General features: G+C 70.5%; 14 protein-coding genes. 5 read left to right on the forward strand and 9 right to left on the reverse strand.

The annotated features are described in order from the left end of the window. The first annotated feature begins 36 nt into the window (after positions 1–36). Positions 37–513, forward strand: coding sequence for a hypothetical protein (locus ADK67_RS45590; protein ID WP_053722855.1), 477 nt, complete (start codon positions 37–39; stop codon positions 511–513). Here the strand turns inward: ADK67_RS45590 and ADK67_RS45595 are convergent. The 4 genes from ADK67_RS45595 to ADK67_RS45605 are packed head-to-tail and all read right to left on the reverse strand — an operon-like array spanning position 485 to position 5,675. Then, complete coding sequence (locus ADK67_RS45595) at positions 485–2,728, reverse strand: tetratricopeptide repeat protein (RefSeq protein ID WP_053722856.1); 2,244 nt, start codon at positions 2,726–2,728, stop codon at positions 485–487. The genes ADK67_RS45590 and ADK67_RS45595 overlap by 29 nt on opposite strands. A gap of 4 nt (positions 2,729–2,732) precedes the next feature. Further along, complete coding sequence (locus ADK67_RS45600) at positions 2,733–4,253, reverse strand: phytoene desaturase family protein (RefSeq protein ID WP_053722857.1); 1,521 nt, start codon at positions 4,251–4,253, stop codon at positions 2,733–2,735. A gap of 10 nt (positions 4,254–4,263) precedes the next feature. Beyond that, on the reverse strand, positions 4,264–4,371 hold the full coding sequence (locus ADK67_RS55585; protein ID WP_442974256.1) for an MFS transporter small subunit: 108 nt from the start codon (positions 4,369–4,371) through the stop codon (positions 4,264–4,266). Continuing rightward, the gene (locus ADK67_RS45605) at positions 4,368–5,675 is read right to left on the reverse strand and encodes an OFA family MFS transporter (protein ID WP_053722858.1); all 1,308 of its coding nucleotides are present in this window, start codon (positions 5,673–5,675) and stop codon (positions 4,368–4,370) included. The genes ADK67_RS55585 and ADK67_RS45605 overlap by 4 nt, the downstream gene beginning before the upstream one ends. 67 nt (positions 5,676–5,742) lie before the next feature. Between ADK67_RS45605 and fdhD the strand changes: the two genes are divergently transcribed. From fdhD to ADK67_RS45625, 4 genes are all read left to right on the forward strand, one after another. Then, positions 5,743–6,567, forward strand: a complete 825-nt coding sequence (fdhD, locus tag ADK67_RS45610) for a formate dehydrogenase accessory sulfurtransferase FdhD (protein WP_053722859.1) — start codon at positions 5,743–5,745, stop codon at positions 6,565–6,567. Next, positions 6,564–7,730, forward strand: coding sequence for a CaiB/BaiF CoA transferase family protein (locus tag ADK67_RS45615; RefSeq protein WP_053722860.1), 1,167 nt, complete (start codon positions 6,564–6,566; stop codon positions 7,728–7,730). Before fdhD ends, ADK67_RS45615 begins: the two co-directional genes overlap by 4 nt. A gap of 60 nt (positions 7,731–7,790) precedes the next feature. After that, the gene (locus ADK67_RS45620) at positions 7,791–8,657 is read left to right on the forward strand and encodes an alpha/beta hydrolase (protein WP_053722861.1); all 867 of its coding nucleotides are present in this window, start codon (positions 7,791–7,793) and stop codon (positions 8,655–8,657) included. A gap of 216 nt (positions 8,658–8,873) precedes the next feature. Continuing rightward, on the forward strand, positions 8,874–9,443 hold the full coding sequence (locus ADK67_RS45625) for a methyltransferase domain-containing protein (protein ID WP_269436184.1): 570 nt from the start codon (positions 8,874–8,876) through the stop codon (positions 9,441–9,443). Here the strand turns inward: ADK67_RS45625 and ADK67_RS45630 are convergent. The 5 genes from ADK67_RS45630 to tig form a co-directional block, all read right to left on the reverse strand. Then, positions 9,430–10,023, reverse strand: a complete 594-nt coding sequence (locus ADK67_RS45630; protein ID WP_053722863.1) for an RBBP9/YdeN family alpha/beta hydrolase — start codon at positions 10,021–10,023, stop codon at positions 9,430–9,432. The two genes, ADK67_RS45625 and ADK67_RS45630, sit on opposite strands and share 14 nt — an antisense overlap. A 1-nt stretch (position 10,024) precedes the next feature. After that, the gene (gene clpX, locus ADK67_RS45635) at positions 10,025–11,305 is read right to left on the reverse strand and encodes an ATP-dependent Clp protease ATP-binding subunit ClpX (RefSeq protein ID WP_053722864.1); all 1,281 of its coding nucleotides are present in this window, start codon (positions 11,303–11,305) and stop codon (positions 10,025–10,027) included. Positions 11,306–11,512: 207 nt separating this feature from the next. Continuing rightward, positions 11,513–12,139, reverse strand: coding sequence for an ATP-dependent Clp protease proteolytic subunit (locus ADK67_RS45640; protein WP_053722865.1), 627 nt, complete (start codon positions 12,137–12,139; stop codon positions 11,513–11,515). Between the two features lie 35 nt (positions 12,140–12,174). Continuing rightward, positions 12,175–12,753: an ATP-dependent Clp protease proteolytic subunit gene (locus ADK67_RS45645; protein WP_053722866.1), complete on the reverse strand. Its 579-nt coding sequence runs from the start codon at positions 12,751–12,753 to the stop codon at positions 12,175–12,177. 143 nt (positions 12,754–12,896) lie between these two features. Then, positions 12,897–14,255: a trigger factor gene (gene tig / locus ADK67_RS45650; RefSeq protein WP_053722867.1), complete on the reverse strand. Its 1,359-nt coding sequence runs from the start codon at positions 14,253–14,255 to the stop codon at positions 12,897–12,899. Positions 14,256–15,232 lie beyond the last annotated feature (977 nt).

Consider the following 15,232-nt stretch of genomic DNA (forward strand, 5'->3'; position numbering starts at 1 on the left):
GGTAACGCCGGCGGCCATTCGGGCGAACCAACCCACGTGAAGGGAACCGTGCTCCTCGCCGTGGCCGCGCTCGCCGCCGCGTGCACGAGCACGCCGCCGAGCACGCCGACCACCGAGCATCCCCCGTCACCGACCGCGACCGACTCGGCGGGCGTGAACTGCGAGGACGCGCCGGCGGACGTGGTCGGCGCGGCGCTGGAGCTGAGGCTCAACCACCCGCGCCAGACGATCACCGACAACGTCGTCCGCTGCACCTACGACGGCGGCACGACCGAGGTCCGCTTCGAGACCGGCGCGGACGCCGCCTCCTTCGCCGAGGGCCGCACGGAGCACGCCCGGATCACCGACCTGCCCGGCTTCCACGACGAGGCTTACCGCGCCACCACCGTCACGGGCGAGGTCGTCCGCACCACCGTCACCGCCCGCGCGGGCACGGTCGAGGTCACCGTGACCTCCGGCGCGACCGCCGACCGGGCCCAGCGGCTCATCGACGCCCTGTTCGCCGCCCTTTGAACCACCGTCGCACCGGCCCTTCGGCCTCGATCTGCCGGATCGAGTCACGGGCCGCCTCGGCGATGCCGGGGTCGTTCGTCTCGTCCAACCGCTCGGCCGCGTCCCTGAGAAGGTCGAGGGCCTCTTCCCGCCTGCCGAGGGACCAGTACGTCAGCCCGACGTTGTACAGCGAGATCCCCTCGCCGTGCGGGTCCCCGATCTCGCGGCTGATCGCCAGGTCCCGCTCGAAGTAGTCCAGCGACTCGGCGACGCGACCGGAGCGGCGCAGCATCCCGCCGATGTTGCCCAGCGCGTGCCCCTCGGAGACGCGGTTCCCCGTTTCCCGGTACACCGCGAGCGCGGCCCGGTAGTGGCCCTCGGCCTCGTCCAGCCGCCCGAGGCTGTCGGAGGCGATGCCCAGGCCGTTGAGGCAGTCGCCCTCGCCGTCCCGGTCTCCCACCTGCCTGCGCAGGTCCAGGGCACGCCGGTAGAACCCGGCCGCCTGGTCGTAGGCGGCGCTGTCGTTGTGCACCTTGCCCAGGTTGGCCAGGCACCGCGCCTCGCCGTCCCGGTCGCCCGCGCGGCGGTACGCCTCGGCGCTGCGCTCCATGTGCCGGATCGCCTCGGGGATGCGACCGGTCAGCGCGTAGGTCGACGCGATGTTGTTCAACGAATGGGCCTGGTCCCGCGGCGAGTCCAGGTCGCGGAACAGGTCCCACGCGGCCTGGAAGTGGTGCAGCGCCTGGTCGAACCGCCGCATCCGGTGGTGAGCGCTGCCCAGGCCGTTGAGGACCTTCCCCTCACCCGCCCGGTCGCCGAGTGCCCGTGCCGACGCCAGCGCCAGCAGGTCGACCGGCACCCACTCCACCGACCGGCGCAGGTTGAAGTACCGGAACGCCGCCTCACCCGCGTCCCGGACGTCCTCGTGCCACCCGTTGCGGGCCGCGAGCTCCAGCACCGGCAGCAGGTTGTGCAGCTCGTCGTCGAACCAGGCGAGGGCCGTGAGTCGGTCGGGGAACACCTGCCGCCGGGTCGCACCGGGGTCCAGGTGGCTGTGCACGCCCTTGACGTGTGACACGTAGTGCTTCACGAGCGCGCGCTCCGCCACCAGCCGGGCCTCCGCGTCGTCCACCGCGGCGCACCGTTCGGCGGCGTAGATCCGCAGCAGGTCGTGGAACCGGTACTCGTCGGCCACCACACCGCCCTGGAGCAGGTGCGCGCGGCGCAACCGGACCAGCAGCGCCCGCGCCTCGTCCGGCGTGACGCCGGCCAACGCCGCCGCGGTCGCCGCGGTGACCGTGCGGCCCGGGTGGAGCGCGGCCAGGCGGAACACCCGCGCCTGGTCGGCGGGCAACCGGGCGTACGAGGCGTTGAACGCCGTGCGCACGTCGATCGAATCGTCGTAGGCCAGCTCGCCCAACCGGTCGTGCGCCGCGGCGATGGACTCGGCGAACCGGCTCAGGTCCTCACCCCGCCGATCCGCCACCACCTCGGCGACGATGCGCAACGCCAACGGCAGGAAACCGCACGTCTCGGCCAACGCACCCGCCGCCACCGGATCAGCGGCGATCCGGTCGTCGTCCGGGTCGACCGACCGGACCGCGTCCTCCAGCACCTCCACGGCCTCCGCCGCGCTCATCACGTCCAGCTCGACCCGCCGCGCCCTCGGCACGGGCAGGTTGTCCCTGCTCGTCAGCACCAACCGGTGCGCCGGCACCGCAGGCCGCAGCGGCAACACCTGATCGGCCGACGACGCGTTGTCCACGACGACCAGCACCGGCGGACGCGCCGCGAGCTGGGACCGGTAGAGGGCCTCCCGATCACCCCGGTCGGGCGGGATCGCCTCACCGGGCACGCCGAGCGCGCGCAGCAACGAGGCCAGCGCGTCGTCCGCGCCCAACCGCTGCTCCTCGTTGTACCCCTGGGCGTCCACGAACAGCACGCCACCGGGGAACCACCCCGCGCCGACCGCCAGGTGCGCCGCCCGCACCACCAGCGCCGACTTCCCCACCCCGGCCAACCCCACCACGGCCAACGCGGTCCGCTCGCCGCCGGGTGACAGGAAGTCCCGCAGCACACCCAGCTCGGCGGCACGGCCCACGAAACCCTCGTCCACCGGCAGGCTCGCCGGCGTCACCGGCGCGGCCGGCTGCACCACGGTCAGCGAGTCCACCCGCCCGACCTGGAGCACCGGGCCGAACACCGTGCCGCTGATCTCGTTGTGGACCTCGCTCACGACGTCACCGCTCCAGCACCGCCATCGCCGCGTTGTGGCCGCCGATCCCGCTCACCCCGCCGCCACGCCGGGCGCCCGCGCCGCAGACGAACAGGTTCGCCACGTCGGTCTCGACGCCCCAGCGGCCGACCTCGGCCTCGGTCTCGGCGAACGGCCAGGCCAGTGCGTCGTGGAAGATGTTGCCGCGCGGCAGGCCCAGGTCCGCTTCCAGGTCCAGCGGTGTGCGGGCCTCCAGGCACGGGCGGCCGTCGGCGTCCTCGGCCAGGCACGACTCGATCGGTTCTTCGAGGTGGGCGTTCAGCCCGGCCAGGTACCGGCCGACCAGCTCGTCCCGCAGCTTGTCGTTGTCCTGCTCGAACAACGCCGCCGGCGTGTGCAGCCCGAACAACGTCAACGTGTGCCAGCCCCGTTCGACCAGCTCCGGCGCGAGGATCGACGGGTCGGTCAACGTGTGGCAGTACAGCTCCGCCGGCAGCACCGACGGCACCTGCCCGGCCGCGCTCTCCCGGTACGCCGTCTCCAGCTGCCCGTACGACTCGTCCACGTGCAACGTCCCGGCGAACGCCACCCGCGGGTCGACGCCGCCGCGGAACCGCGGCAGCCGTTCCAGCAGCATGTTCACCTTCATCTGGCAGCCCTCGGCCACCGCCGCGGCCGGTCGACCGCGCAGGCGGTCCAAAGTGGACGGAGCAGCGCCGGACAGCACGAACCTGGCGCCCACCGTGCGCCCGTCGTACTCGACCTCGGCCCGCACGCCGTCCGCGTCCACGCGCGTCACCTCGGCCCTGGTCACGATCTCCGCACCCGCCTCCCGCGCCACCCGCAGGAGTTCGCCGGTCACCGCGCCCATCCCGCCGACGGGCACCTTCCACTCGCCCGTGCCGTTGCCGATCACGTGGTAGAGGAAGCACCGGTTCGCCTTCAGGTCGTGCAACGACGTGTGCGTGCCGATCAGCCCGTCCGTGGCCACGACACCGCGCACCACGTCGTCCGCGAACAACTCCTCCAGCGTCTCGCCCAACGGCGACTCCACGACCTGGTCCCACAGCCGCATCCGCGCCACCGAGTCGACCCGCAGCCGGGCGTGCTCCCGCGACAGCAAGGGCTCCAGCATCGTCGGCGACAACGCCTCGGCCAGCACCTCCAGGTCGTCGTACCAGCGGCGCCACCGCGCCCACTCGGCGTCCGACCCGGTCAACGCCCGGAACGACGCCGCGGTCGCCTCACCCGGCTCGCGCTCGACCAGCAGGTCGCCCGCCGGGGTGTACGACGACGCCGACCGGGACCGCAACGCCACCCGCAGCCCCAGGTCCGCCACGACCTTGTCCGGCAGCAGGCTGACCAGGTACGAGTACCGCGACAGCCGCGCCGGGACGCCCGGGAACGCCTCTTCGCTCACCGCCGCGCCGCCGACGTGGTCGAGCTTCTCCAGCACCAGCACCGTGCGGCCCGCCCGTGCCAGGTAGGCAGCCGCCACCAGCGCGTTGTGCCCGCCGCCGACCACCACCACGTCGTAGGTATCCACGCGGCCGACTCTAACCAGTGAACAACGCCGTCACCTTGCGGATCAGCTCGACCAACCCGTAGGCCAACGGCAGACCCACCCACAGCCAGGCGAACACGACCAATCCACGCCTGCTCATCGGACCACCTCCACTGTCGGCTCGTGGTACTTCGCGGCGACCGGCCGGACCAGTTCGTTCGCCACGAACCCGACCACCAGCAACGCCATCATGATGAACAGCGACGCCGTGTACAGGTCCGGCCCCGCCTTGCCCGCCGCCTTCTGCCCGTCCGCGATCGCGTTCACGATCAACGGCCCCAGCACGCCCGCCAACGACCACGCCGTCAGCAACCGCCCGTGGATCGCGCCCACCTGGTACGTGCCGAACAAGTCCTTGAGGTAAGCCGGGATCGTGGCGAACCCGCCGCCGTAGAACGACAGGATCAACATCGCGCACACCACGAACAACGGCTTCGACGCGTTGCCCGCCAACGCCAGCACCAGGTACGTCACCGCGCCGACACCCAGGTACAGCCGGTAGACGTTCTTGCGCCCCACGAGGTCCGACGTGGACGACCACACGATCCGGCCGACCATGTTCGCCAGCGACAGCAACGCCACGAACCCCGCCGCCGCGCCCGCCGCCACCGGCGTGGACGTCTCGGCGAAGAAGTCGCGGATCATCGGCGACGCCTTCTCCAGGATCCCGATGCCCGCCGTGACGTTGAAGCACAACACCACCCACAGGCACCAGAACTGCGGCGTCCGCAACGCGTTGCGCGCCGACACGTTGACCGCCGAACGCACCACCTTCCGCTCCTCGACCTCCGCGGGCACCCGCACGAGCAGCACGCCCACCGACATGAAGACCGCGTACACGACCCCGTGCACCAGGAACGTCTGCGCGATCCCGCCGCTGTCGCGCCCGAACGACTCCAGCATCTGCGCCGACCACGGCGACGCGATCAACGCCCCACCGCCGAAACCCATGATCGCGATGCCGGTCGCCATCCCCGGCCGGTCCGGGAACCACTTGATCAGCGTCGACACCGGCGAGATGTACCCGATGCCCAACCCGATGCCGCCGACGAACCCGTACCCCAGCACCACCAGCCAGTACTGCTGCGTCCAGGCGCCCACCGCCGAGATCAGGAACCCCGACGAGAAGCAGGTGGCGGACACGAACATGGCCCACCGCGGCCCGTTGCGCTCGACCAGCGTGCCGCCGAACGCCGCCGACAGCCCCAACATCACGATCCCCAGCTGGAACGGCAGCGCACTCTGCGTCCCCGTGAGGTCCAGCGCGCCCTCCAACGGCGGCTTGAACACGCTCCACGCGTAGGCCTGGCCGATGGCCAGGTGCACCGACAACGCGGCGGGCGGGATCAACCAGCGGTTCCAGCCCGGTGGGGCGATCGTGCGAGAGCGGTCCAGGAAACCCACTGCCCGACACCTCCGTAACCTGGTGAGTGGCTTGCGAAAAAACTTAGCCAAGAGAAGGAGTTGCACGATGGGGCGAGTCACCGTGCGTCGCCCAGTGGTCACGTATGCGCGACGAACGTCCCGGAAACGGGTCGACGCGCTGGCCGCCGAGGAGCCGTTGGAGCTGCGGGTAGGCGGCAAGGCACTGACCGTGACGATGCGCACACCGGGGCACGACGTGGAGCTGGCGCACGGTTTCCTGCTCAGCGAAGGCGTCATCCGCGGCCTGGAGGACATCTCGGTCGCCCGCTTCTGCGAAGGCACCGGACCCGACGGCCTCAACACCTACAACGTGCTCGACCTGACCCTCGCCGAGGGCGTGCCGCCGCCCGACCCGGGCGTGGAGCGCAACTTCTACACGACGTCGTCCTGCGGCGTCTGCGGCAAGGCGGCCCTGGACGCGGTCAAGCTGAAGACCAGCCACTCCCCCGCCGCCGACGACTGCACGGTCGACGTGGACGTCCTCTCGGCCCTGCCGGACGAGCTGCGCAAGCGCCAGAAGGTCTTCGCCGCCACCGGCGGCCTCCACGCGGCGGGCCTCTTCACCACCGCAGGCGAGGCGCTGATCGTCCGCGAGGACGTGGGCAGGCACAACGCGGTCGACAAGGTCCTCGGCTGGGCCGTGCTCAACGACAAGGTCCCGCTGGCGGGAACCGTGCTCATGGTCTCCGGCCGGGCCTCGTTCGAGCTCGTCCAGAAAGCCGCCATGGCGGGCATCCCCGTCCTCTCGGCCGTCTCCGCGCCGTCCTCCCTGGCCGCCGACCTGGCCGAGGAGCAGGGCCTGACCCTGGTCGGCTTCGTGCGCGGCGACTCGCTGAACGTCTACACGGGCCACGACCGGATCACCGCATGAGACCACTGGACGGCGTCACCGTCGTCAGCCTCGAACAGGCGGTGGCCGTCCCGTACGCGACGCGCCTCCTCGCCGACCTCGGCGCCCGCGTGATCAAGGTCGAACGCCCCGGCGGAGGCGATTTCGCCCGCCACTACGACACCACGTGCGGCTCCGTGTCGTCGTACTTCGCCTGGACGAACGTGGGCAAGGAGTCCGTCACCCTCGACCTCAAGCACCCGGCCGCCCGCCAAGTCCTGCACGACCTGGTCACGACCGCCGACGTGGTCCTGTGCAACCTCTCCCCGGCCGCCGCGCGTCGACTGGACGTGGACGCTTCCTCACTCCGCCAGGTGAAACCCGACCTGGTGATCGGCGAGCTCTCCGGCTACGGCGAGTCGGGCCCGTACGCGGGCCGCAAGGCCTTCGACGCCCTGATCCAGTCCGAGACCGGCCTCATCGACCTCACCGGCCAGGACGACGTCACCGCGCGGGCGGGCATCTCGGTGGCCGACATCGCCGCGGGCGCGCAACTGCACTCCGCCGTCCTGGCCGCCCTCCTCCACCGCGCCCGGACCGGTGAGGGCGCGACGCTGAGCCTCTCGCTCTTCGACGCCTTGGCCGAGTGGATGCACCAGCCGATGCTCTACGCCGCCGGCACCGGCCGGGCCGCGCCCCGCACCGGCGCGCACCACCCGAGCATCGCGCCCTACGGCCCGTTCCCGTGCGCCGACGGCACCGTCCACCTGGCCGTCCAGAACGACCCCCAGTGGCGCCGCCTCTGCGCCCTCCTCGACCGGCCGGACCTGGCCGACGACCCCCGCTTCACCACGGTGACGTCCCGCGTGGCCAACCGACCGGCCCTGCACGCCGAACTCGACTTCACCTCCTGGACCACCGCGGACCTGCTCGACGCGCTCGACGCCGCCGACGTCCCCGCCGCCTTGACCCGCAGCGTCGCCGACCTGCCCCACCACCCCCAGGTCACGGCACGCGACCGGCAGACCACGATCCCCGTCCCCGACGGGGAGATCACCGCGCTGCGGCCGCCGGTCGACTCCACCGCCTGGCACTGGACGCCCGCACCCGTGCCCGCCCTCGGCGAGCACACCGACCACGTGCTGCACGGGCTCGGCTACTCGGCGGAGCAGGTCGCGGAACTTCGGGCGCAGTCGGCGATCTGAGGAAACGCGAGCGCGGTTCACGACGATGTGGTGAGGGGATCGGGCTTTGGGGGAGAACACATGGTCAGCAGGCGAACGGTGCTCACCGCACTGGGTGGCACCGCCCTGGCGACCGTCGGCGTCACGGCCGCGTGGCACGGCAACGCCCCACTGGGCGAGGCACTCCGGCACGCGCTGGGCGTCGCCGGCCCCGTGCCCGCCGTCAAGCGCGCCGTGATCACCGTCGAACGCGTCCACTCCCGCTACCGGGGCCGCGACGTCGACCTGCTCACGATGGCGCCCGCGGGCGTGCCCACCGGGAACCTGCCCATGTCGATCCTCCTGCACGGCCGCCACGGCGCCGCCCGCACCGCGGCGCCGGGCGGCATGGCGGAGGTCCTGGTGGCCGCCGTGAGCCGAGGCCAGGTGCCCCCGTTCGGCTTCGTGGCCGTGGACGGCGGCGACCACTACTGGCACGAGAACGTCCCCGGCGACGACCCCATGGCCATGCTGCTCGAAGAAGTGCCCCGCTGGCTGGCCGAACGGGGCTACGGCGCGCCGTTCGCGTGCACCGGCGTGTCGATGGGCGGCTTCGGCGCCCTCCTCTACGCCCGCAGGCGGCAAGAACGCCGTGAGCAGGCCAAAGCCGTCGCCGTGATCGCACCGGCGCTGCTCACCGACTGGGCGGAGATGGCCAAGCGCAACGCGTTCACGGGCCCCGACCAGTGGGCCTCGCTCGACCCGCTCAAGAACATCGACAAGCTCGGCGACGCCCCCGTCGGCGTCTGGGCGGGTGACCGGGACACCTTCATCACGGGCACCCGCCGGTTCATCGCCGACGCCAAGCCCGCCGTCGCCTCCATCGTCCCGGGCGGCCACAACGACGCCCTCTACCGCAAGGTCGTCCCGGACGTGATCCGGTTCCTGGGCAAACGCGTCCCCGGCTGACCACCCGACGACCTCCACGGACACCATTCCCACCGTGGCACAACGGACCCGCAACCTCCCACCCAGGCCGCTCAACCCAATGGCCGCACAACGGACCCGCCACCGCACCGCAGAGGCCCGATTTGACATGGGTTCGGGTGCCTTAGGCTGGTCGAAGCCGGGCAGGCTTGGCGGACGCTCTTCCCGCCAGGCCTGCCCGGCTTTGGCCCATGTCAAATCGAGCCGGACTCAACCACCGACCTGGTCGGAGAAGCGAAACGGCGCACCACCCACCTTCGGGTGGACGTGCGCCAAGGGGACGTGCACGCCCTGCCGCTGGAGGACCACAGCGTGGACCGCGCCAGGATCGACCGGGTGCTCCACCTGGTCGCCGACCCGACCGCCGCCCTGGCCGAGCTGCGCCGCGTGCTGCGGCCCACCGGACGTGCCGTGCTGGCTCAACCCGACTGGGAGACCCTCGCCGTCGACCCGGGCTCGGTGGCCACGAACCTCGCGTTCAACCGCTTCGTGTGCGACCGGATCGTGCCCAACCCCGTCATCGGCAGGCAGCTGGCCAGGATCGCCGCCGACGTCGGCCTGACCGTCACCTCGATCGAGGCGGACGTGCAACTGCTGCACGACTTCACCACGGCCGACGAGCTGCTGGGCCTCACCCGCAACGCGCACCGGGCCGTCGAGGCAGGCCGCCTCACCCGCCGAGCCGCCGACACCTGGCTGGCGGACCTCGCGACCGGCCCGTTCCTGGCCGCGTTCACCCTCTTCCGGGTGACGGTCAGCGCGGCGTGAGAGGGGTGCGCCCACTGCGCACCCACTTCAGCACCGCACCCCACTCGCCGTAGCCGGCGTCCACGTTGAGGTGCGCGCCACCCACGATGACGTCGATCTCGACCCGCAGCGCCTCGGCCATCTCCTTGGCCTGCGCCACCGTGCAGTAGGAGTCGCCCTCGCCCACCACCAACCGGGTCGACACCGCCGCCCGCCGCACCACCGTCGGATCGAGCACGGGGTGCAGGAAATCGGAGATCAACGGCTCGCCTGCGAAGTCGGGCGCGGGCGGCGCGACCAGCAGCACCCGGTCGACCCGCAACGACTCGTCGAACTCCCCGGACGCGTGGTGCAGCCACAGCAGCACCGCCAGCGAGTGCGCGACGACCACCCGTTCGGCGGAACCGGCCGCGGGCATGGCGGCGAGGTGCGCCCGGAGCTCGTCCAGCCACGCCGCCAGCTCCGGCTCGTCCGGGGAGCTGAACCGGGGCAGGTCGACCGACCCACCGTGGTGGGCCAGTTCACCTGCCAGCCAGTTCTGCCAGTGCTCCGGCCCGGAACCACCCAGGCCGTGCAGGATCAGCGTGTGCGGGAGGGACAACTCAAGCCGACTTCTCGCGACGCTCCCGGCGCGAGGGCTGCCGGGCCACGATCGTCGGGTTGACGTTCTCCTTCACGGTCTGCTCCGTGATGACGACCTTGGCGACGTCCGTGCGGCTCGGGATGTCGTACATCACCGGCAGCAGGACTTCCTCCATGATCGCCCGCAAGCCGCGCGCGCCCGTGCCGCGGAGGATCGCCTGGTCCGCGACCGCCTCCATCGCCGTCCGGGTGAACTCCAGTTCGACCCCGTCCATCTCGAACAGCTTCTGGTACTGCTTGACCAGCGCGTTCTTCGGCTCGGTGAGGATCCGGACCAGCGATTCCTTGTCCAGGTTCGTGACGCTCGCGACCATCGGCAACCGGCCGATGAACTCGGGGATCAGCCCGAACTTGATCAGGTCCTCGGGCATCGACTCGGCGTAGTAGTCCGCCGCGTCGACCTCGGCCTTGGTCCGCACCTCGGCGCCGAACCCGAGACCGCGCTTGCCCACCCGGTCCTGGATGATCTTGTCGAGGCCCGCGAACGCGCCCGCCACGATGAACAGCACGTTCGTCGTGTCGATCTGGATGAACTCCTGGTGCGGGTGCTTGCGACCGCCCTGCGGTGGCACCGACGCCGTCGTCCCCTCCAGTATTTTCAGCAGCGCCTGCTGCACGCCTTCGCCGGACACATCCCGCGTGATCGACGGATTTTCACTCTTTCGAGCGATCTTGTCGACCTCGTCGATGTAGATGATGCCGGTCTCGGCGCGCTTGACGTCGTAATCAGCCGCCTGGATGAGCTTGAGGAGGATGTTCTCGACGTCCTCGCCCACGTAGCCGGCCTCGGTCAACGCCGTGGCGTCCGCGATGGCGAACGGCACGTTCAGCATCTTCGCGAGGGTCTGGGCCAGGTAGGTCTTGCCGCACCCGGTCGGCCCGAGCATGAGGATGTTCGACTTGGCGAGTTCCACGCCGTCGTCGCGGCCCTCACGCCCGCGGTCACCGGCCTGGATGCGCTTGTAGTGGTTGTAGACCGCCACCGAGAGCGTGCGCTTGGCCTCGTTCTGGCCGATCACGTACTGGTCGAGGAACTCGTGGATCTCGGCGGGCTTGGGCAGCTCGTCGAGCTTGACGTCACCGGCCTCCGCGAGTTCTTCCTCGATGATCTCGTTGCAGAGGTCGATGCACTCATCGCAGATGTAGACACCCGGTCCGGCGATGAGTTTTTTCACCTGCTTCTGGCTCTTGCCGCAGAAAGAGCACTTCAGCAGGTCGCCGCCGTCACCGATACGTGCCATGACCGCTGACCTCTGTCCCCTCCGGCGCACGACCTGGTGAGGTGCGCCTGACTGCTGATGTGGCGAGTGCCCGCTGGGTGCGGGGTCCGCCCGTTCCCCTCGACGGTACCTGTCCTACCCCGCTGTGCGGGAGGACCAGCGTGCCCCCGACACGCCTGGCTGAGCAGGACCCCTGGTCAGCTCGGCGTGTCGGGCGCCACGCCGGGACTACTTCGCCGAGAGCTTCCGGTAGGGCAGGACGCTGTCGATGAGGCCGTACTCCTTGGCCTCGTCGGCGGTGAGGATCTTGTCGCGCTCGATGTCCTCGCGCACCTGCTCGGGCGAGCGGTTGGCGTGCCGCGCGAGCGTGGTCTCCAGCAGCCTGCGCACCCGCTGGATCTCGTTGGACTGGATCTCCAGGTCGGAGACCTGCCCGTAGACGCCCTCGGTGGCCGGCTGGTGGATCAGGATCCGGGCGTTCGGCAGCGCGTGCCGCTTGCCGGGGGTGCCCGCCGCGAGCAGCACGGCCGCCGCCGAGGCCGCCTGGCCCAGGCAGTAGGTCTGGATGTCCGGGCGGACGAACTGCATGGTGTCGTAGATGGCCATCAGCGAGGTGAACGAGCCACCCGGCGAGTTGATGTACATCAGGATGTCGCGGTCGGGGTCCTCCGACTCGAGCACGAGCAGCTGGGCCATCACGTCGTTGGCCGACGCGTCGTCCACCTGCACGCCGAGGAAGATGATGCGCTCCTCGAACAGCTTGTTGTACGGGTTGGACTCCTTGATGCCGTAGCTCGTCCGCTCGACGAACGACGGGAGCACGTACCGGGACTGCGGCGCGTGGAACTGGCTCACTTCAGGTCTCCTGGTGGCTGGTGCTCTGGTCGCGGTCAGTTGGTCGTGGCCTGGCTGGCGCGGGTGATCACCTTGTCCACGAAGCCGTACTCGACGGCTTCCTTGGCGGTGAACCAGCGGTCGCGGTCCGAGTCGGCGATGATGCGCTCGACCGGCTGGCCGGTGTGCTCCGCGATGAGCTCCGCCATCTCGAGCTTGGTCTTCGTGAGCATGTCCGCCTGGATCGCGATGTCCGCCGCCGTGCCGCCGACACCGGCCGAGGGCTGGTGCATGAGGATGCGGGCGTGCGGGAGGGCGTGCCGCTTGCCGGGCGTGCCCGCCGAGAGCAGGAACTGCCCCATCGAGGCGGCCAGGCCCATCGCGTACGTCGCCACATCGGGCTCGATGAGCTGCATCGTGTCGAAGATCGCCATGCCCGCGGTCACCGAGCCACCGGGCGAGTTGATGTAGAGCGTGATGTCCTTCTCCGGGTCCTCCGCGGCGAGGAGGAGGAGCTGGGCGGTGATCTGGTTGGCGATGCCCTCTTCGACCTGCGACCCCAGCACGATGATCCGCTCGCGGAGCAGGCGCTCGTAGACCGAGTCGTTGAGGTTCATCCCCGTGGCCGCTCGCATCTCGGGCGTCGGGAAGGAATGCTGCGTCACGTCTGCCTGCCTAACTTTGCCTACTAGCTGTGCCGAAAAGAGTCTCGTAGCAACGACCTTAACGAAGGCGGGCGGCGTCGACGTCCCGACACCGCCCGCGTTCGCTCAGGGCTTCACTCCGCGTTCGCGGTTTCCGGCTCCTCAGTGGACCTGGTCTCGCCGAAGAGCTCGTCCAGGTCGAGGGCGTTGCCCGCGGAATCCGTGACGGTGGCCTGGCGCACGACCGAGGCCAGCGCCTTGCCGCGGCGCACGTCGGCGAAGATCGCGCCCAGCTGGCCCGACTGCTGGGCCCGCTTGACGTACTCGTCCGGGCTGATGCCGAACCGCTGCGCCTGGTAGATGATCCGCTCGGTCAGCTCGGCGTCGGTGACGTTGAGCTGCTCGGCGTCGGCGATGGCGTCCAGCACGAGCTGGGTCTTGACCGCCTGCTGGGAGGCCTCCAGGACCTCGGCGTCGAACTGCTCCTTGGTCTGGCCCTGCTCGGCCAGCCAGTCGGCGAAGCGCGCCTCGTCGTGGTCGAGGGCGTGGATGGCGTCGTGCGCCCGCGCCTCGACCTCGCCCTGGACGACGGCCTCGGGCAGCGGCACCTCGACGCTGGACAGCAGCGCCTCCAGCACCTTGTCCCGGGCCTGGACGCCCTGCTGCATCTTCTTGACGCGGCCCAGGCGGGTGCGCAGGTCGGCCTTCAGCTCCTCCAGCGTGTCGAACTCGCTGGCCAGCTGGGCGAACTCGTCGTCCAGCTCGGGGAGCTGGCGCTCCTTGACGGAGTTCAGCACCACGGTGACCTCGGCGTCGCGGCCGGCGTGGTCACCGGCGACCAGCGTCGTGGTGAAGTTCGTGGACTCGCCCTCGGAGGCGCCGACCAGGGCGTCGTCGATGCCCTCCACGAGCTGGCCGGAGCCGATCTCGTAGGACAGGCCGGCGGTCTTGGCCTCCTCGACCTCCTCGCCGTCCACGGTCGCGGACAGGTCGACCACGACGAAGTCGCCGGTCTGGGCCGGGCGCTTGACGCCGGTCAGGGTCGCGAAGCGGGCGCGCAGCTCGTCGAGCTGGGTGTCCACGTCCTCGTCGGTGACCTCCTGGTCGTCGACGCTGACGGTCAGCTCGCCGAACGCCGGGACGGTGATCTCGGGGCGGACGTCGACCTCGGCGGTGAACGCCAGGGACTCGCCGTCCTCGATCTTGGTCACCTCGAAGTCGGGGCGGCCGAGGGTGCGCAGCTCACCGGAGTTGACGGCCTCCAGGTACTTGGCCGGGATGGCCTCCTGGACGACCTCGTCCAGCACGGGCGCGCGGCCGATGCGGCTCTCCAGGACTCGGGCGGGGGCCTTGCCGGGGCGGAAGCCGGGGATGCGGACCTGCTTGGCCAGCTTGCGGTACGCGCGGTCGAAGTCCGACTTGAGCTCGTCGAACGGCACCTCGACGTTGATCCGGACCCGCGTCGGGCTCAGGTGCTCGACGGTGCTCTTCAACGTGGTCTCCTCGTAACGGGCATGACGTGCGGAACACCCCGGTGAACGCGTCTGGGCGCGCCGGGATTCCGCCTGAGTCTAGGCGGTCGGCCGACCCGGTGGCGCTAGCACCCCGGGTCGAGGCGCCGCAACCGGCCGCGACCGGCCGCGGCGGGGCCACCGGGCCATTGGTCGAGGCAATACCTACTAGCGGGCAATCCCTTTGCGGAGATGCCTTCGGAATTCGTGGGTATCGGTGGAATTCCGCCCGTTCGGACGACCCTCGGTGCCGTCGTGCGGGCAGTCCCCGACGCCCGACTGGACCGTCCGCCAGGCGCGGTGAAAATCACAACGGTGGTTCTTAACTCCACCTTCGCGCGCGCCGGACCGCGCCCGACCCGCCACCGTCCCAGCCGGATCCCCCGCCGGCACGCCGTGCGGACGTGACAACGACTGCGAGACCGCATTTTCGCGGTCTCGCCAGAGGTGGATCGGCCGCACCTATGCGGCCCATCGGTCGATGGACAGGCTGATCCGTTAGGCCATTCGAGTGGCACTGGGAGCCGTGAGCACGGCTGAGCGCGTCAGCACCGAGCGTGGCCACCACGGAGTCGTGTAACACGTATGTCGTAGGGCCGACTAACAGTCGGCAACCGCCTGCGAGGGGAGGTTCGCCAGAACGAGTGAATTGAGGCCGTTTGGAGTAGTGCTCGGCAGAAAACTTTCACTTGTCGAGATGACTCCAACCGCCGTAGTCCATTAGTGTGGGTTTCAGGTAGCGTGACGCCCGGATCCGCACGTTGGACCAGCAATAATTCACGTTGCCGGACGTTCTGGGGGGTCAGCAGCGGACGCAACCGGCAACCGGGACCGACAGGAACGAGCGAGACAATGTCATCGAGCTCTTTAACCACCTATCAGACAAGGTGCCGATGACCCGATGAGATCCATTCCGCCGCTGCCGAACACTAACTCACGCCCGCTGCTGGGCGCCGGCT

Origin of the sequence: Saccharothrix sp. NRRL B-16348, from assembly GCF_001280085.1 — a bacterium.
Classification (GTDB): domain Bacteria; phylum Actinomycetota; class Actinomycetes; order Mycobacteriales; family Pseudonocardiaceae; genus Actinosynnema.

What these genes read in the sequence shown, in the direction of transcription:
- ADK67_RS55585 (WP_442974256.1), bottom strand. Translation starts at nt 4,371, where the DNA reads ATGAGCAGGCGTGGATTGGTCGTGTTCGCCTGGCTGTGGGTGGGTCTG.
- fdhD (WP_053722859.1), top strand. Translation starts at nt 5,743, where the DNA reads ATGGGGCGAGTCACCGTGCGTCGCCCAGTGGTCACGTATGCGCGACGA.
- ADK67_RS45615 (WP_053722860.1), top strand. Translation starts at nt 6,564, where the DNA reads ATGAGACCACTGGACGGCGTCACCGTCGTCAGCCTCGAACAGGCGGTG.
- ADK67_RS45620 (WP_053722861.1), top strand. Translation starts at nt 7,791, where the DNA reads ATGGTCAGCAGGCGAACGGTGCTCACCGCACTGGGTGGCACCGCCCTG.
- clpX (WP_053722864.1), bottom strand. Translation starts at nt 11,305, where the DNA reads ATGGCACGTATCGGTGACGGCGGCGACCTGCTGAAGTGCTCTTTCTGC.
- ADK67_RS45645 (WP_053722866.1), bottom strand. Translation starts at nt 12,753, where the DNA reads ATGCGAGCGGCCACGGGGATGAACCTCAACGACTCGGTCTACGAGCGC.